The sequence below is a fragment of the Bradyrhizobium sp. GCM10028915 genome (assembly GCF_042666195.1).
Classification (GTDB): domain Bacteria; phylum Pseudomonadota; class Alphaproteobacteria; order Rhizobiales; family Xanthobacteraceae; genus Bradyrhizobium; species Bradyrhizobium canariense_D.
The window spans coordinates 133,559-151,667 of sequence record NZ_JBHTFN010000071.1; the positions used below are offsets into that span (position 1 = coordinate 133,559).

General features: G+C 65.8%; 13 protein-coding genes. 7 read left to right on the plus strand and 6 right to left on the minus strand.

Annotation, left to right across the window (positions count from 1 at the left end; all coding sequences use genetic code 11):
• Positions 1 to 89 precede the first annotated feature (89 nt).
• Positions 90 to 3,389: a carboxyl transferase domain-containing protein gene (locus tag ACFQX9_RS36295; protein WP_085349589.1), complete on the plus strand. Its 3,300-nt coding sequence runs from the start codon at positions 90 to 92 to the stop codon at positions 3,387 to 3,389.
• Positions 3,390 to 3,498: 109 nt separating this feature from the next.
• Positions 3,499 to 5,376: a sigma-54-dependent Fis family transcriptional regulator gene (locus ACFQX9_RS36300; RefSeq protein ID WP_018453640.1), complete on the plus strand. Its 1,878-nt coding sequence runs from the start codon at positions 3,499 to 3,501 to the stop codon at positions 5,374 to 5,376.
• A 190-nt stretch (positions 5,377 to 5,566) separates the two neighbouring features.
• On the opposite strand, the gene ACFQX9_RS36305 is transcribed toward ACFQX9_RS36300, so the two are convergent.
• Positions 5,567 to 6,136, minus strand: a complete 570-nt coding sequence (locus ACFQX9_RS36305; RefSeq protein ID WP_018453641.1) for a flavin reductase family protein — start codon at positions 6,134 to 6,136, stop codon at positions 5,567 to 5,569.
• Positions 6,137 to 6,193: 57 nt separating this feature from the next.
• Complete coding sequence (locus ACFQX9_RS36310; protein WP_018453642.1) at positions 6,194 to 7,291, minus strand: LLM class flavin-dependent oxidoreductase; 1,098 nt, start codon at positions 7,289 to 7,291, stop codon at positions 6,194 to 6,196.
• A 239-nt stretch (positions 7,292 to 7,530) separates the two neighbouring features.
• Between ACFQX9_RS36310 and ACFQX9_RS36315 the strand changes: the two genes are divergently transcribed.
• The 3 genes from ACFQX9_RS36315 (at position 7,531) to poxB (ending at position 10,908) form a co-directional block, all read left to right on the plus strand.
• Complete coding sequence (locus ACFQX9_RS36315; protein ID WP_377791916.1) at positions 7,531 to 8,445, plus strand: 2-dehydro-3-deoxygalactonokinase; 915 nt, start codon at positions 7,531 to 7,533, stop codon at positions 8,443 to 8,445.
• 13 nt (positions 8,446 to 8,458) lie between these two features.
• On the plus strand, positions 8,459 to 9,091 hold the full coding sequence (locus ACFQX9_RS36320; protein WP_085360497.1) for a 2-dehydro-3-deoxy-6-phosphogalactonate aldolase: 633 nt from the start codon (positions 8,459 to 8,461) through the stop codon (positions 9,089 to 9,091).
• An 80-nt stretch (positions 9,092 to 9,171) separates the two neighbouring features.
• Positions 9,172 to 10,908, plus strand: coding sequence for a ubiquinone-dependent pyruvate dehydrogenase (gene poxB / locus ACFQX9_RS36325; protein ID WP_204512305.1), 1,737 nt, complete (start codon positions 9,172 to 9,174; stop codon positions 10,906 to 10,908).
• Here the strand turns inward: poxB and ACFQX9_RS36330 are convergent.
• A complete protein-coding gene (locus ACFQX9_RS36330) occupies positions 10,905 to 11,270 on the minus strand; it encodes a hypothetical protein (RefSeq protein ID WP_166517536.1) in 366 nt (121 codons plus the stop codon). The two genes, poxB and ACFQX9_RS36330, sit on opposite strands and share 4 nt — an antisense overlap.
• 69 nt (positions 11,271 to 11,339) lie before the next feature.
• Positions 11,340 to 12,248, minus strand: coding sequence for a PaaI family thioesterase (locus tag ACFQX9_RS36335; protein ID WP_204512304.1), 909 nt, complete (start codon positions 12,246 to 12,248; stop codon positions 11,340 to 11,342).
• 148 nt (positions 12,249 to 12,396) lie between these two features.
• Here ACFQX9_RS36335 and ACFQX9_RS36340 point away from each other — a divergent pair, with 148 nt between their 5' ends.
• The gene (locus ACFQX9_RS36340; protein ID WP_204512303.1) at positions 12,397 to 12,717 is read left to right on the plus strand and encodes a hypothetical protein; all 321 of its coding nucleotides are present in this window, start codon (positions 12,397 to 12,399) and stop codon (positions 12,715 to 12,717) included.
• Between the two features lie 38 nt (positions 12,718 to 12,755).
• On the opposite strand, the gene ACFQX9_RS36345 is transcribed toward ACFQX9_RS36340, so the two are convergent.
• Positions 12,756 to 14,225 (minus strand): amidase, encoded by a 1,470-nt coding sequence (locus ACFQX9_RS36345; protein WP_085384401.1) that lies wholly within the window; start codon positions 14,223 to 14,225, stop codon positions 12,756 to 12,758.
• Between the two features lie 124 nt (positions 14,226 to 14,349).
• Complete coding sequence (locus ACFQX9_RS36350) at positions 14,350 to 15,462, minus strand: ring-opening amidohydrolase (protein WP_377791919.1); 1,113 nt, start codon at positions 15,460 to 15,462, stop codon at positions 14,350 to 14,352.
• 298 nt (positions 15,463 to 15,760) lie between these two features.
• Here ACFQX9_RS36350 and ACFQX9_RS36355 point away from each other — a divergent pair, with 298 nt between their 5' ends.
• Positions 15,761 to 18,097, plus strand: a complete 2,337-nt coding sequence (locus ACFQX9_RS36355; protein WP_377791920.1) for a Tex family protein — start codon at positions 15,761 to 15,763, stop codon at positions 18,095 to 18,097.
• The last annotated feature ends 12 nt before the right edge of the window (positions 18,098 to 18,109 follow it).

An 18,109-nucleotide genomic window follows, 5' to 3' on the forward strand; every position in this document is an offset into this window, starting at 1 on the left:
GCGTTCTTGCCCTTGACGGCCTCGGTTAAAGTGACGAAGCAGAAGGACCTGCCGACCCGCGCTTGGGCACGCGGGCATGGAGACGCTGCATGTCGTTCAAGAAGCTCCTGATCGCCAATCGCGGCGAGATCGCCATCCGCATCGCGCGCGCCGCAGCCGATTCCGGCCTCGCAACGGTCGCGATCCATCCCGCGGACGATGCGCTGTCGCTGCATGTGCGGGTTGCCGACGAGGCCGTCGAAATCCCCGGTCGCGGCGCGCGGGCCTATCTCGACATCGAGGCCGTGGTCAAGGCGGCGAAGAGCGCAGGCTGCGACGCCGTGCATCCCGGCTACGGCTTCCTCAGCGAGAACGCTGCGTTCGCGAAGGCCTGCGCCGATGCAGGCATCGCCTTCGTCGGGCCCCAGGCCGCGGCGCTCGAGTTGTTCGGCGACAAGGTGGCGGCACGGCAACTGGCAAAGCGCTGCGGCGTCCCGATCATCGCCGGCACCAGCGGGCCGTCCTCGCTGGAGGACATCGCGGCGTTCTTCACCTCGCTCGGCAGCAACGCGGCAATCGTGATCAAGGCAATGGCCGGCGGCGGCGGGCGCGGCATGCGCGTGGTCGAGCGCGCTGCCGATCTCGCGGAGGCCTATGCGCGCTGCCAGTCCGAGGCCAAGGCCGCGTTCGGCTTCGACGGCGTCTATGCCGAGCGGTTGATCCGGCAGGCGCGCCATATCGAGGTGCAGATCATCGGCGATCGCGACGGCGCGATCTCCCACCTCTGGGAGCGCGAATGCACCATTCAGCGCCGACACCAGAAGCTGATCGAGGTGGCGCCGAGCCCGTCGCTCAGCGACGGCTTGCGTGGCCGTATCATCGCGGCGGCGAAGCAACTCGCCGTGGCCGCGTCGTACGACAATCTCGGCACGTTCGAGTTCCTGGTCGACGGTGCCGCCGAAGACAGTTTTGCCTTCATCGAGGCCAACCCACGGCTTCAGGTCGAGCACACCGTGACGGAAGAGGTGCTCGGCCTCGATCTCGTCCGCGCCCAGCTCGCGGTCGCCGCCGGTGCCTCGCTTGCCTCGCTCGGCCTGGCGCAAGGCTCGATCCCGAAACCGCGCGGCTATGCCATGCAGCTCCGCGTCAACATGGAGACACTGGACGAGCTAGGCGCGACGCACCCGACCGGCGGCGTGCTCGCCGTGTTCGAACCGCCGTCGGGCCCCGGCGTCCGCGTCGATAGTTTCGGTTATGCCGGCTACAAGACCAGCGCCGCCTTCGACTCGCTGCTGGCAAAGGTCATCGTGCATACGCCCGGAGAAGCCTGGCACGACGTCGTCGCCAAGGCTTCCCGCGCCTTGCGCGAGTTTCGGATCGACGGCGTCGTCACCAACATCGCCTTCCTCCAGGCCGTGCTGGCGCATCCCGATTTCAGGGCCAACCGCATCGCAACCGACTTCATCGATCGCAAAATCGGCAAGCTCGTCGAAGCCGCGGATGGCGCGGCCAAACCACTCTATTTCGCGGCGACGGAGCGAACCGGTGGCACCGAGGCGCATGCTGCACAAATCGTGCCCGAAGGCACGGTAATGGTCGCAGCACCCCTGCAAGGTACCATCGTCACTGTTCAGGTGAAGGAAGGCGAGATCGTGCGCCCGGGCCAGCAGCTCGCCGTGATCGAATCCATGAAGATGGAGCATCTGGTCATGGCCGAGCAGGGCGGCCGCGTCACGAAGCTACTCGCCGGCGACGGTGTCACGCTGATGCATGGCGAGCCGATCATGTATCTGGAGCCGCTCGACGTTGCGGCGGACGCGTCGGCAACGGAAACCGATGTCGATCTCGACCACATCCGACCCGATCTCGCCGAACTGATCGCGCGCCAGGCCAACACGTTCGACGAAAATCGCCCAGCCTCGGTCGAGCGCCGCCGCAACACCAATCAGCGCACCGCGCGCGAGAATGTCGCGCAGCTCGTCGACGACGGCTCGTTCATGGAGTACGGCAGCCTTGCGATCGCGGCGCAGCGGCGCCGGCGCAAGCTCGACGATCTCATCAAGAACACGCCGGCCGACGGCCTCGTCATGGGCGTCGCGACCGTCAACGCCGGGAAATTCGGTCCCGAAGGCGGGCGCTGCATCGTCGTGGCCTACGACTACACCGTGCTCGCGGGCACGCAAGGCCACATGAACCACAAGAAGATCGACCGCATGCTGACGCTCGCGGAAGACTGGCGTGTGCCGCTGGTGTTCTATGCCGAAGGCGGCGGCGGCCGGCCCGGCGATACCGACCGGCTCGGCATGACCGGGCTTGATGGTCCGTCCTTCGTGCAGTTCGCAAGGCTCTCGGGTCTGGTGCCGGTTATCGGCATCGTCTCCGGCTATTGCTTCGCCGGCAACGCCGCGATGCTCGGCTGCTGCGATGTCATCATCGCAACCAAAAACGCCTCGATCGGCATGGGGGGCCCCGCGATGATCGAAGGCGGCGGGCTCGGTGTCTATCACTCGGCCGAGGTCGGTCCTGTTACGTTCCAGTCGCCGAACGGCGTGATCGACATCCTCGTCGAGGACGAAGAAGAGGCAACATCCGTTGCGCAAAAATATCTGTCCTATTTCCAGGGTGCGGTGACGGACTGGCAGGCCGCCGACCAGCGCCTGCTGCGCCGCGCGATCCCCGAGAACCGCCTGCGCGTCTACGACATCCGCAGCGTGATCGACCTCGTCGCGGATAAGGAGTCCGTGCTGGAGCTGCGCCGCGACTACGGTGTCGGCATGATCACGGCGTTGATCCGTGTCGAGGGCAAGCCGTTCGGCCTGATCGCCAACAATCCGCGGCATCTCGGCGGTGCGATCGACGCCGATGCCGGCGACAAGGCCGCGCGCTTCCTCCAGCTCTGCGACGCCTTCGATCTGCCGATCGTCTCGCTGTGCGACACGCCCGGCTTCATGGTCGGCCCGGAAGCCGAGAAGACGGCGATCGTGCGTCACGTCTCGCGCATGTTCGTGACAGGCGCGAGCCTGACTGTGCCGTTGTTCGGCATCGTGCTGCGCAAGGGCTATGGGCTGGGTGCACAGTCGATGATCGGCGGCGGCTTCCACGCCTCATTCTTCACCGCGGCGTGGCCGACCGGCGAGTTCGGCGGCATGGGCCTGGAGGGTTACGTCCGCCTCGGCTTCCGCAAGGAGATGGAGGCGATCGCCGACCCCGTCGAGCGCGAGACTTACTATCGCAACAAGGTCGCCGAGCTCTATGCCAACGGCAAGGCGGTCTCGATCGCCTCCGTGTTCGAGATCGACAACGTCATCGACCCCGCCGAGACCAGGCGCTGGATCATGGCAGGCCTGCGCTCGGTGCCGAAGCCGCCGGCGCGGACTGGGAAGAAGCGGCCCTGTATTGATACGTGGTGAGGGCGGTGCAGCAATTCTGATTGCGCTTCGCCGCGTTCCCGGTTCCCGATTGACATCCCCGCCTGCGGTGCCAGACTTTGCACAATAATGCAGGGTGGAGACGTCCGCGATGGCCAGCCTTTCGGCCTCGAACCATGTCGCCCGTGTCTTGTCCGTCGCCAATCAGGTTACAGACCGCTTGGCCGACGTCGATGCCTCTTCGCGCATTGCCAATTCCTGGCGGCGCTGCCTGGTCAGCCACAAGCTCGATCCCGGCCGTCAGGGGCCGCCGCAGACGCTCACCGAAGCCGAGATCCGTCACGTCGCCGAACCCATGGAGGAGACGATCCGGCTTGCAACGCCGGAGCTCGACGACCTCGCCCGGGTACTGCGCGGTGCCGGCTATTGCGTCAACCTGGCAGACGTGAACGCAACCATGCTGTTCAGCCGCCTGCCCGGCGAGGCCGACGCACGACTATTCATGGACTGGAAGATCTACACAGGCTCGAATTTTTCCGAGGCCTCCGAAGGCACCAATGGGCTCGGCACCGCGCTCGCCGAGCAGAAGCCGATCCTGGTGCATCGCGACGAGCATTTTCGCGCGCAGTGGCACATGTTTTCCTGCGCCGTGACGCCGCTGTTTGACCAGGCGGGACGGCTCGCAGGCGCCGTGAACATCACCTCCTGCCGCGAGGACCTCGAACGCACCGCGCATCAGCTTGCGCTCGCGGTGACGATGGAGGCAACGCGGCGCATGGAGGGCGCGATCTTCCGCAGTCATTTCCGCAACGCCTGGATCGCGACCGTGCCGGGCGACGGCGGCAGCGGCCTGCTCGCCTATGACGACGATCGCCGCATCGTCGGCGCCTGCCGTTCGGCGCGCGCACTGCTGGGTCTCACCGACGGCTTGATCGCAGCCGGCATCGATCTGTCGCGCTATGTCAAATTCGACCATCCCGCCGCGCGCGACGCAGACGATCTCGTCGAGCTGCGCCGGGCCGATGGCAGTTCACTAGGGCACGGCCATGTCGCGCCGCCGCTGCGGGCGAGGGCCTCGACCCGTCCGCTCGCGCCGCGCCGCGATGCACCGGTCGATCGCTTCGATGCGCTGCAGCGGCTCGCCGGACGCGATCCCAGCCTGATCAGGAGCGTGAAGCGACTTAGAAGCATCGGCGATCGCAATCTGCCGGTGCTGCTGCATGGCGAGACCGGCGTCGGCAAGGATGTGTTCGCCCGTGCCATTCACGCAGCCGGCAATCGCGCACGCCACAACTATGTCGCGCTTAACTGCGCGGCGATGCCGGAAAGCCTGATCGATGCCGAGCTGTTCGGCTACGAGGCCGGCGCCTTCACCGGCGCACGCCGCGACGGTTCGAAGGGCCTGATCGTGCAGGCAGACGGCGGCACGCTGTTCCTCGACGAGATCGGCGACATGCCGATCGCGCTGCAGACGCGGCTGCTACGGGTGCTGGAGAACCGCGAAGTCTGGCCGCTCGGCGCGCTGAAGCCCGTGCCGGTCGACATTCGCCTGATCAGCGCCACCCATCGCGATCTCGGCCGCATGGCCGAGGAGGGCGCCTTCCGCACCGACCTCTATTTCCGTCTGCGCGGCATGGAGGTGCGGCTGCCGGCCTTGCGCGAGCGCGCCGACCGCGACGACGTCATCCGCCAGATCGCTCACGAGGAGGCGCCGAATTGCTCGCTCTCGGACGAGGCCTGGGCGCGGCTCGCGGCCTATCCCTATCCCGGCAACATGCGCCAGCTTCGGCATGTGCTGCGGCTCGCCGGCTGCACGGCGGAGGACGACGTCATCACCGATGCCGACCTCGATCTGCCGCCGTTTGGTGGAAGGGCGGAGCCGGATCTCGCAGCGGCGGAGCGCGCGGCGATCGTCGAAGCCTTGCGCAAGCATGGCGGCCGCGTGACGGAAACAGCGCGCGCGCTGAAGCTGAGCCGCGCCACGCTGTATCGCAAGATCAAGCAGTTGAAGATCGAGACGACGCAGTAGCGATCTTTCTTCCCTCTCCCCTTGCGGGAGAGGGCGGCTCGCCGCGAACGCGGCGAGACGGGCGAGGGGTATCTCTCCGCACTTGACTCTCTTGCTTCTGAGTCCGCGGAGAGATACCCCTCATCCGGGGCTTCGCGCCACCTTCTCCCGCAAGGGGAGACGGGAGCGGCAGCGAGCCTGCTGGCGCTCTCTACGAAAAATCGCTCCAGCTCAGATGTCGCGAGTCGAGGTCGCCGACTGTCACGGTGCCGCGGATTTCGCGCGGGGCGTGGAAGCTGCTGCGCAGATACACGAGCGGCGCCGCGCCGTCGGAATGCGATGCGCCGCGCACCTCACCGACGAAGATCGAATGCGTCGTGGTCTCGAATTCCTGCGCCAGCACGCAGTCGAACGCAGCGACTGCGTCCGTCAGCACCGGCGCGCCGGTCACCCCGCGCGTCCATTCCCCGAACGCAAAACGGTCGTCGCCATTGACGCCCTTCTGGCCACTGAAGGTAAGCGCCAGGAGGGCGTGGTCCTCGTGCAGGAAGTTGATCGCGAACGCGCCTTCCTCGCGGATGCGCGCGTGCGCACTGGCGTTGCGGTTGACGCACACGATCAGGGATGGTGGCGAGTCCGACAGTGAGCAGGCCGAGGTCACCGTCAGCCCCGTGCGCTTGCCGTGCTCGGCGCCGACCGTCACCAGCGCGACCGCGCCGGCGCACTGGCGCATCGCCTGCTTGAAATCCTTAGCGTCGAAAGCACTGGCGTCCACCGTCACGCGGAAATCTCCGAAATGGATGCGGGTGCGGCACGATCGCGCTGCACCCGCGTCGGGTCAAGCCGCCTTCTTCGCGGAGCCGAGATGCTTCAGGCGCGGCATCACCTCGTTCTTCAGCAGCGACAGCGAGTGATGCCAGGCTTCAGCCTTGTGCTTGTAGTCGAAGCCGAACACCAGCAGCACGCCGAAGCCGCCGACCTCCTCGTAGATCTTCTCGATTTTCTCGGCGACGGTCGCTGGCGAGCCGACGATCCAGTTCCGCTTGGCGCAATATTCGACGGTGACGTCGCTATCGGGCACGTCGGGCGCGTGCTTCAGATAGTCCTTGAAGCCGAAATGGCCGAGCAGCGGCAGGAAGTACTCGCCCATCATCCGGCCCATCATGTCGCCGGTCGAGAGCCGCCACGCTTCCTCGTCGGTATCGGCGACGAACACCTCGCGCACCAGCCGCCAATCGGCCCGGTCCGGCTTGCGCCCGGTCTTGGCGGCGCCGGCTACAACCGAATCCCAATGACTGCCGACATAGGCCGGGTTCAGGTTGAGGCTCATTGGAATGAAGCCGCGCTCGCCGGCGAGCTTCAGCGTGTCCGAGTTCTTCGAGAGCCCAGCGACGCCGATCGGCGGGTGCGGCGTCTGCAACGGCTTGATGTGGGGTTTCAAGAAGTCGAACATCGTGTCCGGCTTGGTCACCGTCCAGAATTTGCCCTTGTAGGTCCAGGGCGCGGGATCGCTCCACATCTTCAGAATGATCTCCAGCGCCTCGCGCGTCATGTCGCGGTTCTGTCCGCTCATGCCGTCGACATTGAACATGGCCCAGTCGCTCGGCAGGCCGCTCGCCGCGACGCCGAAATTGAGCCGACCTCCCGAGAGGTGATCGAGCATGGCGACGCGGTTGGCGAGCTCGGCCGGGTGGTGATAGGGCAGCAGGAAGCCGCCCGGCCCGATACGGATATTCTTGGTCTGCATCAGCGCCTGCGCGATCAGCAGATCGGGCGTGGGATTGGGTTCCCAGGGCGCGGTATGGTGCTCGCCGACCCAGGCCTCCTGATAGCCGAGCTCGTCGAGCCAGCGCATGACCTGCAGGTCCCAGTCGTTCCCTTCCTTCAGGCCGCACTCCGGCGGGTGCGAAGGCATCGTGAAATAGCCGATCTCCATGGGTTTCCTCATCTGATGTTGACGCGTCTTATTGCGCGGTTCACGGACGTGAGCAGGGTTGCTTGAGCAAGCGGTGTGCCACCGCTCCGCAAGCGGTGTGCCAGCGCTACAGCGGCTCAGTCCCGCGAGAAAACGCTGGTTTGCGGCGGCAATAGCCGATATCCCGTGGCGAATTTGCGGGCCGTCGTCTCATTGTCGCGAGACGGCGTCTTGCCGGTGAGACGAGGACGAGAACCGAGATGACCGAACCCGCTTACGTCGCGGTGGACTGGGGCACCAGCAGCTTCCGGCTCTGGTTGATCGATCGTACCGGCGTAGTGCTGGCCGAACGCCGCAGCGGCGAGGGCATGCTGGCGGCGGCAAAGACCGGCTTCGCGGCCGTGCTGCAATCCCATCTTGCCGCCGTCGAAGCACCAGCTCATCTGCCGGTTCTGGTCTGCGGCATGGCCGGCGCCAAGACGGGCTGGGTCGAAGCCGGATATGTCGATACACCCGCGCCGCTCGCGGCCGTCCTGGAGCAGGCCGCGCACGTGCCGGGCGAAGCACGCGATATCCGCATCCTGCCGGGTATCGCGCAGCGCGATACAAGAGCGCCGGACGTGATGCGCGGCGAGGAGACGCAGCTGCTCGGCGCGCTTGGTCTCGATGCCGCAGGTGAGGCGCTGGTCTGCATGCCCGGCACGCATTCGAAATGGGTACGCCTGAAGGACGATACGATCGCGCATTTCTCCACCTTCATGACCGGCGAGCTCTTCAGCGTTGTGTCGCGCGAGACGATCTTGTCGCTTGCGGTCGCAGGCGCCGAAGACGCCGAGGACGTCGCGAGCTTCAAGGCGGCGGTGAGAGCTGCGTATGAGGCGCCGTCGTTCGCGGCCAATTTTCTGTTCGGCGCGCGCTCGCGTCAGCTTCTGTTCGGGAGCACACCGGCCGCGGCGCGCGAAACGCTGTCGGGCACTTTGATCGGCATCGAGCTGGCCGCCGGGCTCTCCGGCGCCGTGCCGAAAGCAGGCATTACGTTGATTGCCTCGGGGCGGCTCGCGATGCTGTACAAGTTGGCTTTCGATGCGTTGTCGGTCACCGTGAACCCCGTCGATGCCGATGAAGCGGTCCGCCGCGGTCTGTCGATGGCGGCTGCCGCGATCTGGACGAAATGAGAGGACTGTTGAAATGAGCGTTCCCTTTCCGGCGATGAAGCGGCCACTGCTCGCGATCCTGCGCGGCGTGAAGCCCGAGGAAACGCAGGCCATCGTCGGCGTGCTGATCGAGGCCGGCATGACCGCGATCGAGATCCCGCTAAACTCGCCCGATCCGTTCCGCTCCATCGCCACCGCCGTCAAGCTCGCGCCGGCCGGCGTGCTGATCGGCGCCGGCACGGTGCTGACCACAGCGGATGTCGATCGGCTCAACGATGTCGGCGGCAAGCTGATGGTCTCGCCGAATGTCGATACGCAGGTGCTCACACGTGCGCACCAATACGCCATGGTCACGTTGCCGGGCGTGTTTTCGCCGACCGAGGCGCTGCTGGCCGCGCGCTCCGGCGCCTCTGGCCTGAAGTTCTTTCCGGCAAGCGTGCTCGGCGCGTCCGGCATCGCCGCGATCCGCGCCGTGCTGCCGGCCGGCGTGATGATCGCCGCCGTCGGCGGCGTCTCCGACCAGAATTTCGCGGAGTACATCGAGGGTGGCGCGACGGCGTTCGGGCTGGGCTCCAACCTCTACAAGCCCGGCATGACGGTAACGGACGTTGCCGCTCGCGCAAAATTGACGATCGCGGCCTACGATCGGGCGATTGCGAAAGACTGAAGCAGCAATAAACAAGCCGTGATGCCGTCACGGTTGCGCGTTATCCTATCTTGCCGCAGAGGCGAGATCAGGAGACCGACATGGCAATCAACAACGTGGCCGATCTGTTCGTGGCAACGCTCGAACAGGCTGGCGTCAAGCGCATCTACGGCATCGTCGGCGACAGTCTGAATGCGCTGACCGAAGCGCTGCGGCGGCGCGGCACGATCGAATGGATCCATGTCCGGCACGAGGAGGTCGCGGCCTTCGCCGCCGCCGGGGAAGCGGAAATGACCGGCAGCCTTGCGGTGTGCGCGGGCTCGTGTGGTCCCGGCAATCTGCATCTGATCAACGGCCTGTTCGACGCCCATCGCAGCCGCGTTCCCGTGCTTGCGATCGCCGCGCAAATTCCGACCGCCGAGATCGGCAGCGGCTATTTCCAGGAGACGCATCCGCAAAACCTGTTCCGCGAGTGCAGCCATTATTGCGAGCTGGTCTCCGATCCGAGTCAGCTTCCCTACGTGCTGGAAAACGCGATCCGCGCGGCGGTCGGCATGCGCGGCGTCGCCGTTGTCGCCATGCCGGGCGACGTCGCCTTCCGCAGCCCACCCAAGCGCGCGCTGTCGACGGCGCGTGGCCTTGCGCTGTCGGCGCCGAAGGTTGTGCCGCAGGCGGATGAGTTGAAGGCGCTTGCGGATCTCCTGAACGGCGCCGAACGCATCACCCTGTTCTGCGGTCGCGGCTGCGCCGGCGCGCATGCGCCGCTGATGCAGCTTGCGGAAGCCTTGAAGAGCCCGATCGTGCATGCGCTGGGCGGAAAGGAGCATGTCGAATACGACAATCCCTACGATGTCGGCATGACCGGCTTCATCGGCTTCTCCTCCGGCTATGCCGCCATGCACGCCTGCGACGCGCTGGTGATGCTCGGGACCGATTTTCCCTACAAGCAGTTCTTCCCGACCGATGCCAAGATCGCGCAGATCGACATCCGTCCGGAAAATCTCGGGCGCCGCTGCAAGATCGACCTCGGCCTGGTCGGCGACGTCAAGCTCACCCTCGAGGCGCTGCTGCCGCTTCTGAAATCCAAGACGCAGCGCAAGCACCTCGACGATGCGATCGCGCATTACAAGAAGGCGCGCGAAGGCCTCGACTCGCTCGCCAAGGGCACGCCGGGCAGCAAACCAATCCATCCGCAATACCTGGCAAAGGTCATCAGCGACCATGCGAGCGATGATGCGGTGTTCACCGCCGATGTCGGCACGCCGACGGTGTGGGCCGCGCGCTATCTCGAGATGAACGGACGCCGCCGGCTGATCGGCTCGTTCGTGCACGGCTCGATGGCCAACGCCATGCCGCAGGCGATCGGCGCGCAGGCCGCGCAGCCCGGCCGGCAGGTGATCTCGCTCTCCGGCGACGGGGGCTTCACCATGCTGATGGGCGATCTGATCACGCTGACGCAGATGAAGCTGCCGGTGAAGGTGGTCATCTTCAACAACGGCGTGCTCGGCTTCGTCGCACTGGAGATGAAGGCGGCCGGTTTCGTCGACACCAATGTCGATCTGGAGAATCCGGACTTCGCGGCGATGGCGCGCGCGATGGGTATCTTCGCAAGGCGGGTCGAGGATCCCGGCGAGCTTCCAGGTGCGATGAAGGAGATGCTGGCCCACCACGGACCGGCGCTGCTCGATGTGGTCACCGCCAAGCAGGAGCTGTCGATGCCGCCGACCATCACGCCCGAACAGATCAAGGGCTTCAGCCTCTGGGTCTTGCGCGCCGTGATGAACGGCCGCGGCGACGAGGTCGTCGATCTCGCCAAGACCAATTTGCTGCCGCGCTAGCCGCGCTTGACCGATGGCACGGGCAGCCGCTCATGGCGGCGCTGGAAGCGTTGCCAGTGCAGCACGATCCCGATCAGCAGCGCCGGCACGAAGCCGAGCGCGATCAGAAAGTGGGGCAGCTGCGTTGGCGAGATGAACGCGATGCCGATGTCGGAGATCAGCCAAAGCGCGGCGAACATCACCGCGAAATCGGTGCGCGGGCAGCGCAGATAGTAGAACACGGCGGTGATGACGACGGCGGGTCCGATGGCGATGCCGATCATCACCGTCGTCAGCTCCTTCGGCGTCAGCGCGTCGAGCACCATCGCTGCCAGCAGCCAGAGCGCGGCGAACATGGCGATGATGTCGAGCGGATGCCGCAAGCCAATACCTCTCGTGAGGGGACGCGCTATCGTTGTGGCCCAGACCTTGGCCGTCAAGGGAAAATGCGCCTATTCCTCGTCGTTTCCGGGCGTCGGCCGCAGCATGAAATGGCCGAAGGCTGTGGCGATCGGCTTGTTCGCATCGTCCTGCCAGGCCCGTGCCTCGAAGGCGACGATGCGCCGGCCCTGTTTCACGATCGAGACGTTGGCGAACGTGTCGAGCGCGCGGCCGGAGCGCAGATAGTTGACGGTCAGTCCGATCGGCTTGGGCAGTGCGGTGGCGCCGAGTTCACGGGCCACTCCGAAGATCGCGGTGGTTTCGAGGAAGGCGCCGGTCATGCCGCCATGGATCGCAGGCAGAATCGGATTGCCGATGATCTTTGGCGAGAACGGCATCGTCAGTGTGCCGTCGTCGTTGACGCGAATGCCGAGGCAGCGTGCGAACGGGCTGTTGGCGAACGGGCCTTCCGGATCGTCCGGCGCCTCCAGCCTCGGGATGCCGGGCGAATCCATCCTGCGATCCGCGAGCATGTTGGTGCGGTTGGCGCCGATCATGAAACAGGCGGTCGCGGTCGCGACCGGATCGTCCTCGGACTCCTGATAGGCGGTGGAGCGCACGAAGGCAATCGAACGCGTGGTGCGGTAGCAGACCGAATGCGCCTTGATGTCGAGGCCCGGCGTTGCCGGCTTCTGATAGTCGATGCGCAGATCGAGCGTCGCGATCGCGCTTGTGCCGTCCAGCGCGAGTTGCACCGCCATGCCGCAACTCTCGTCCAGCATCGCGGTGACGACCCCGCCATGCAGGACGCCGGTCTCGGTGTCACCGACAAAGACCGGCCGGTAGGGCAGGCTGGACCAGGCTTCGCGCGGTGCGAAGCGGTCGAGCTGGAGCCCGCTGATCTGGCCGTAATCGGAGCGGCGACCCTTGATCGCCTCGGCGAGGTCCTCGAACGAAAGTGTGGTCGGTGAGCTGGACATGAGGACGTTCTAGACCAGTGGCGGGCGCGGCGCAAAACCCCGAATGCGCGTCCCACGGTGGGTGCCGGGGGCGGTTTGGCCTCGACAGGGCGGGCCGAAGCAACGATGGTGGGCGCCTCGTTCGTTCGACCAGCCGTAAGGAGTGCCCATGGCCGATCCCGAAACGCCCGTCACCAGCCAGGGGCCCGTCATCATTTCGACATCGAGCTCGGAGCGGGCGCCGATCATCTATTTCGACGGTGCATCCTGCTTCGGCCACCACAACGGCGCGATTCAAATCGAGCTTGCGGCGAACCTTCTGATGCCGGTCGGCGCCGCCGTCAGGGTTGACGTGGTCCAGACCGCGCATCTGCGTTGCAGCGTGGCCGCGGCGCTGGCTCTGCGCGAAGCGCTCGAAAAGGCGCTGGCAATGTACCAGCAGGGCCAGCAGCAGCCCCGGCCGGAGGAAATTCCCTCGGTGAAGAACTGAGGCCGTTCGCGGATCGCAAGTTAATGCGATCAACTCGCTCAGCTCACATGCACCTTCGGCTTCCTGCCGTCGTTCCACTTGCCGTCGAGCGCGCGCTCGATCTGGGCGGCGAGTTGCAGCAGGAGGCCGTCATTGGCCTGTTTCGCAATCGCCTGGATGCCGAGCGGCAGGCCGTGGTCCTGCGTGGCCATCGGCATCGAGATCGCCGGCATGCCGCAGAGATTGGCGAGCGGCGTGAAGGCGAAGAAGCGCCAAAGATTGCCGAACCAGTCGAGCACGTCGGGGTTGTCGGAGATGGTGAGATATTCCCGGGTGCCGACCTTCGGCGTCGGCAGCGCCGTGATCGGGGTCAGGATCACGTCCCACTGCTCGAAGAAGGCGCCGAAGGCGCGCGAGGTCGTGTTGAACACGCCTTGCATCTTCGCCCGCTCGGCGAAGCTCGTATGCCGGCCGGCTTCCCAGATCCGGATATTCATGGGTTCGATGAGATCTTCCGGCGGCCGTTCCAGTCCGCGCGCGGCGAGCATGTTGGAGATCACCACGGCAAAATTCGAGATGTAGCAGGTGGTCTGCGCCTCGAACGCGGCGCGGAAGTCGAGTTCGGGCAGGGCGTAGTCGACGTGATGGCCGAGGCCTTCGAGGAAGCGGCCGGCCTTCGCCAGCTCGGCCGCGATCTCGGGCGTCGCGGTGTAGTCGCCCCAGGTGTGCGACAGCGCGATACGAAGCTTTGACGGATCGCGCTTGATCATCTCGGAATAGGGCTGCGCTGTGGTCCAGAACGGCATGAATTCGCCGGGCGCCGCTCCCCTTGCATGATCGACGAAGGCGGCGGTGTCGCGCACCGAGCGCGACTGGCAGCCCTGGATCGAGACGAGGCCGGTGAGATCGGACATGTGCGGTGCGAGCGAGAACACGCCGCGCGAGACTTTCAAGCCGATATTGCCGTTGACGCCGGCGGGAATGCGGATCGAGCCGCCGCCATCAGTCGCGTGTGCGATCGGCACCACGCCGGCCGCGACCATTGCGGCGCTCCCGGCCGACGAGCCGCAGGTGGTGTAGTCGGTGTCCCAGGGATTGCGCGTGACATAGACGGCCGGATTGTCGGCCGAGCTGCAGACGCCGAACTCCGGTGTCGTGGTGCGTCCGATCAGGTTCAGTCCGGCCTGGCGGAATTTGCCGGTCAGGAACGTGTCGGCGCTGGCGCGATTGCCGCGCATTAACAGCGAGCCCATCTCCTGGAGCCGGCCCTTCATGGTCGGGCCGAGGTCCTTCATCAGGAAGGGCAGGCCTGCGAACGGGCCGGCGAGATTGGCGCCGTCCTTGGCCGGATCGGCGATCACGTCATCGAATAGCTCGACCACGCCCGACAGTGCCGGGTTGACCTTGGCGACGCCCGCGGCGGCCTGGCGCGCCAACTCCTTTGCCGTGAGCTCGCCCTTGCGGACGCGCGCGGCCAGCCCCACGCCATCGTGCTGCGCCCATTCGTTCCAGCTCATCGGGAAAGTCATGCGATCCAAACCTCTTCGTGCGCCGCCATCTTAGTTTCGCACAGGAACACTTTAATCAACTGAGCGGCGCGAAGGGCAGGGTTGCGCCGGATGGAGAGGTAATCCCGAATTGCATGCGCCCGCATCAATTGGAGAACTTTGCGATCACCGCGACCGGCCCGCCGCCGGCTGGGCCCTGATGCTCGGCGCCGCCGGAGACGTAGACCGCACCAGTGCCGGCGAGGCCGGCAATCAACCCGCCAACGGCAGCCCGGGCGTGGCGTGTCGAGCTGATATCGGTATCTTCGAGCATGGTGTGGCGGAAGCCGCGCACGCTGCCATCAGGGGAGGCCTCGGCCTTAGCGAAGATGTTGACAAGCTTGCTGCCGGTCGGCGTCTGTTGCCCGGCACGGAGCCCAACGCTCTCCAGCGCCGCAAGCACCGCGGCGGCGTCGATCGCATCGCTCATCACGGCATGCCCGATCTCGAATTCGCTCGTCGAGGACATCGAATTGCCGAGCACGATGACGACGTTATGCATGAGCTCGATCCCGGACGAGGTCGAGGCGACGTTCGAGAACAGATCGTAGCGTCGCAGCACGTCCTCATCACGAACGCCGGTTGCGATCTCGCCGAGCGCGACCGCAACGCCGAGCGCGGAAGCGCCGCGCGAATAGGCCATCGAACTGTAGGCGCTGGTCGTCGCTGTCTTGTGACCGCGCGCATTCGCCGCTTCGACGCGCTCGCTGGTGAGCAGCGGGCATTTGATCTGCACGAAATGGACGTCGGCGGGATCGGCGATCCCGGCATCCGCCATCGCGGCCTTCACGGCCTTGGCTGTCTCCGTGATCTGAGCGGAGCGGCCGAGCTCTTCAGGGAGAAAATCCCGCGTGTGCGCCATGCCGATGCTCAGGCGCTTGCCGGAGAGGCCTGCCGGGCGCTGTAGAATGTCCTGGCGCGTGAACACCGTGATGTGCGGGCTGAGCACGCCCTCGGTGCCGCCCGACATCACGAAGGCGATGCGTTGCTCGACCTCCTGCGGCGACAGCCCGAGCTGCGGCGCCAGCGCCGTGCACAGCGCGGCAACGGCATATTCCCGGGTAAAGTCATTGACGCCGCCATTGCCTTCGGTCTTGCCGAGGATCGCCAGGATGGATGCCGGATCGATCGCGCCGGAGCCGATCATGCTCATCAATCCGGAGACGTCGCCGGGGCCTCTGGTGGCGACCTTGAAGACGCCGACCGATGTCGTCCGCATTATAATCCTCACATGAAGTTCAGGAGTCCGGCAGACAAAACAGCCGCTGAACCGGGGCGCCTGTCAAGGTGTCGAGGCAATCCCCATTGTCGTCCTGGCGAAAGCCAGGACGACAGCAGGACGTGCGCCGTCTGCGTAGCACCCACGATTGTGGCGAGATCGCATCGCTTCGACAAAAAATCCCTTGTCGACGGTCGTCCGCCGCACCTTGATGAATCAACCCTGATTGGTCCATAAGCGGCGTCCCGCAGCCGGTGGTTCGCCTCCGCGATGCGTGCTTGGATAGAGGGGTTCTCGCGTGGCAAATATCAACCAGAAAATTGCGCAGGAGCTTGGGGTTCGGGCGGAGCAGGTCGAGGCGACAGTGGCGCTGCTCGACGGCGGCGCCACGGTTCCCTTCATCGCCCGCTACCGCAAGGAAGCGACCGGTGCGCTCGACGACGCGCAATTGCGCACGCTGGAGGAGCGCCTGGGTTACCTGCGCGAGCTCGAGGACCGCCGCAAGGCCATCCTCGAATCGGTCCGCGAGCAGGGCAAGCTCGATGCCGCGCTGGAGGCCTCCATTCTCGCTGCCGACAGCAAGGCGCGCCTCGAAGACATCTATCTGCCGTTTAAGCCGAAGCGCCGCACCAAGGCCGAGATCGCCAAGGAAGCCGGGCTCGAGCCGCTCGCCTTTCAGCTCATGGCCGAGCCCAACAACGATCCGAAGGTGGTCGCTGAAGCCTTCGTCAATCCCGAGAAGGGCGTTGCCGATGCCGCTGCGGCACTCGATGGCGCCCGCGCCATCCTGGTCGAGCGATTCGACGAAGACGCCGACCTGATCGGCGCGCTTCGCGAGGAGGTGTGGACTAATGCGCGCATGACCTCCAAGGTGCGCGACGGCAAGAAAACCGAGGGCGAAAAGTTTGCCGACTATTTCGAGTTCTCCGAGCCGCTGACCAAGCTGCCCTCGCACCGAATCCTCGCAATGTTCCGCGGCGAGAAAGAAGAAATCCTCGATCTCCAGATCCAGGCCGAGGCCGAACCATCGCCGCCCGGCGTGCCGAGCGTCTATGAACTGAAGATCATGAAGCGGTTCGGCATCGCCGACCTTAAGCGCGCCGGCGACCGCTGGATGATCGATACCGTGCGCTGGGCCTGGCGCACCAAGATCCAGGTGCATCTCAACATCGACCTGCGCATGCGGCTGTGGAATGCGGCCGAGACAGAGGCCGTGCGCGTGTTCGCCTCGAATCTGCGCGACTTGCTGCTCGCGGCGCCCGCCGGCACCCGCGTCACCATGGGTCTCGATCCCGGCTTCCGCACCGGGGTCAAGGTCGCCGTCACCGACGCGACCGGCAAGGTGGTGGATACCGCCGTGATCTATCCGCACGAGCCGCAGCGGCAGTGGAACGAGGCGCTTGCGATCCTCGGCAAGCTCGCGCTGAAACATCGTGTCGAGCTGATCGCGATCGGCAACGGCACCGCCTCGCGCGAGACCGACAAGCTCGCGGCCGACCTCGTCAAGGGCCTGCCCGACTTGAAGATGACCAAGATCGTGGTGTCGGAAGCCGGCGCGTCGGTTTATTCGGCCTCGGCGTTCGCCTCGGAGGAGTTGCCGGGCCTCGACGTCACCCTGCGCGGCGCGGTGTCAATCGCGCGGCGGCTCCAGGATCCTCTCGCCGAGCTCGTCAAGATCGAACCCAAGGCGATCGGCGTCGGCCAGTACCAGCACGACCTAGGCCAGGCCAAGCTCGCCAAATCCCTCGACGCCGTGGTCGAAGACTGCGTGAACGCCGTCGGCGTCGACGTCAACACCGCGTCCGCTCCGCTGCTCGCGCGCGTGTCGGGCGTCGGCTCCGGCCTCGCCTCGAGCATCGTGGCACACCGCGACGCCAACGGGCCGTTCAAGTCGCGCAAGGCGTTGAAGGACGTGCCGCGGCTCGGCCCCAAGGCGTTCGAGCAGTGCGCGGGCTTCCTGCGCATCCTCGGCGGCGAGGACCCGCTCGACGCCTCCGGTGTGCATCCGGAAGCCTATCCGGTGGTGCGCCGGATTCTCAGCGCCACCAAGAGCGACATCAAGGCGCTGATCGGCAGCAGCGACATCGTTCGCACGCTGAAGCCGAAAGACTTCGTGGACGAGACGTTTGGTCTGCCGACCGTCACCGACATCCTGCGCGAGCTCGAGAAGCCCGGTCGCGACCCGCGTCCGGCCTTCAAGGCAGCTGTGTTCATGGACGGCGTCGAGGAGATCAAGCACCTCAAGAAGGGCATGATCCTCGAGGGCACCGTAACCAACGTCGCGGCGTTCGGCGCCTTCGTCGATATCGGCGTGCACCAGGACGGCCTCGTGCACATCTCGGCGATGTCCAAGACCTACATCAAGGATCCGCGTGAAGTGGTGAAGCCCGGCGACATCGTCAAAGTGAAGGTGCTAGACTTCGAGGTCGCGCGCAAGCGTATCTCGTTGACACTACGGCTCGACGACGAGGTCGGCGCCAAGAAGGACGCGCCCGGCATGCAGCGGGATAACAGCTCACGTAACCCGTCCCGCATGACGTCGTCGGCCCCGCGCCAGCAGGAGTCTTCCGGCGGCGGTGCGCTCGCCGAAGCGCTGCGCCGCGCGGCCGAGAAAAACGGCGGCAAGCGGGCGTAGCTTCTAACCTCT

Coding starts and splice junctions, on each gene's coding strand:
- ACFQX9_RS36295 (WP_085349589.1), top strand. CDS start 90: ATGTCGTTCAAGAAGCTCCTGATCGCCAATCGCGGCGAGATCGCCATC.
- ACFQX9_RS36300 (WP_018453640.1), top strand. CDS start 3,499: ATGGCCAGCCTTTCGGCCTCGAACCATGTCGCCCGTGTCTTGTCCGTC.
- ACFQX9_RS36310 (WP_018453642.1), bottom strand. CDS start 7,291: ATGGAGATCGGCTATTTCACGATGCCTTCGCACCCGCCGGAGTGCGGC.
- ACFQX9_RS36315 (WP_377791916.1), top strand. CDS start 7,531: ATGACCGAACCCGCTTACGTCGCGGTGGACTGGGGCACCAGCAGCTTC.
- ACFQX9_RS36320 (WP_085360497.1), top strand. CDS start 8,459: ATGAGCGTTCCCTTTCCGGCGATGAAGCGGCCACTGCTCGCGATCCTG.
- poxB (WP_204512305.1), top strand. CDS start 9,172: ATGGCAATCAACAACGTGGCCGATCTGTTCGTGGCAACGCTCGAACAG.
- ACFQX9_RS36335 (WP_204512304.1), bottom strand. CDS start 12,248: ATGTCCAGCTCACCGACCACACTTTCGTTCGAGGACCTCGCCGAGGCG.
- ACFQX9_RS36340 (WP_204512303.1), top strand. CDS start 12,397: ATGGCCGATCCCGAAACGCCCGTCACCAGCCAGGGGCCCGTCATCATT.
- ACFQX9_RS36345 (WP_085384401.1), bottom strand. CDS start 14,225: ATGACTTTCCCGATGAGCTGGAACGAATGGGCGCAGCACGATGGCGTG.
- ACFQX9_RS36350 (WP_377791919.1), bottom strand. CDS start 15,462: ATGCGGACGACATCGGTCGGCGTCTTCAAGGTCGCCACCAGAGGCCCC.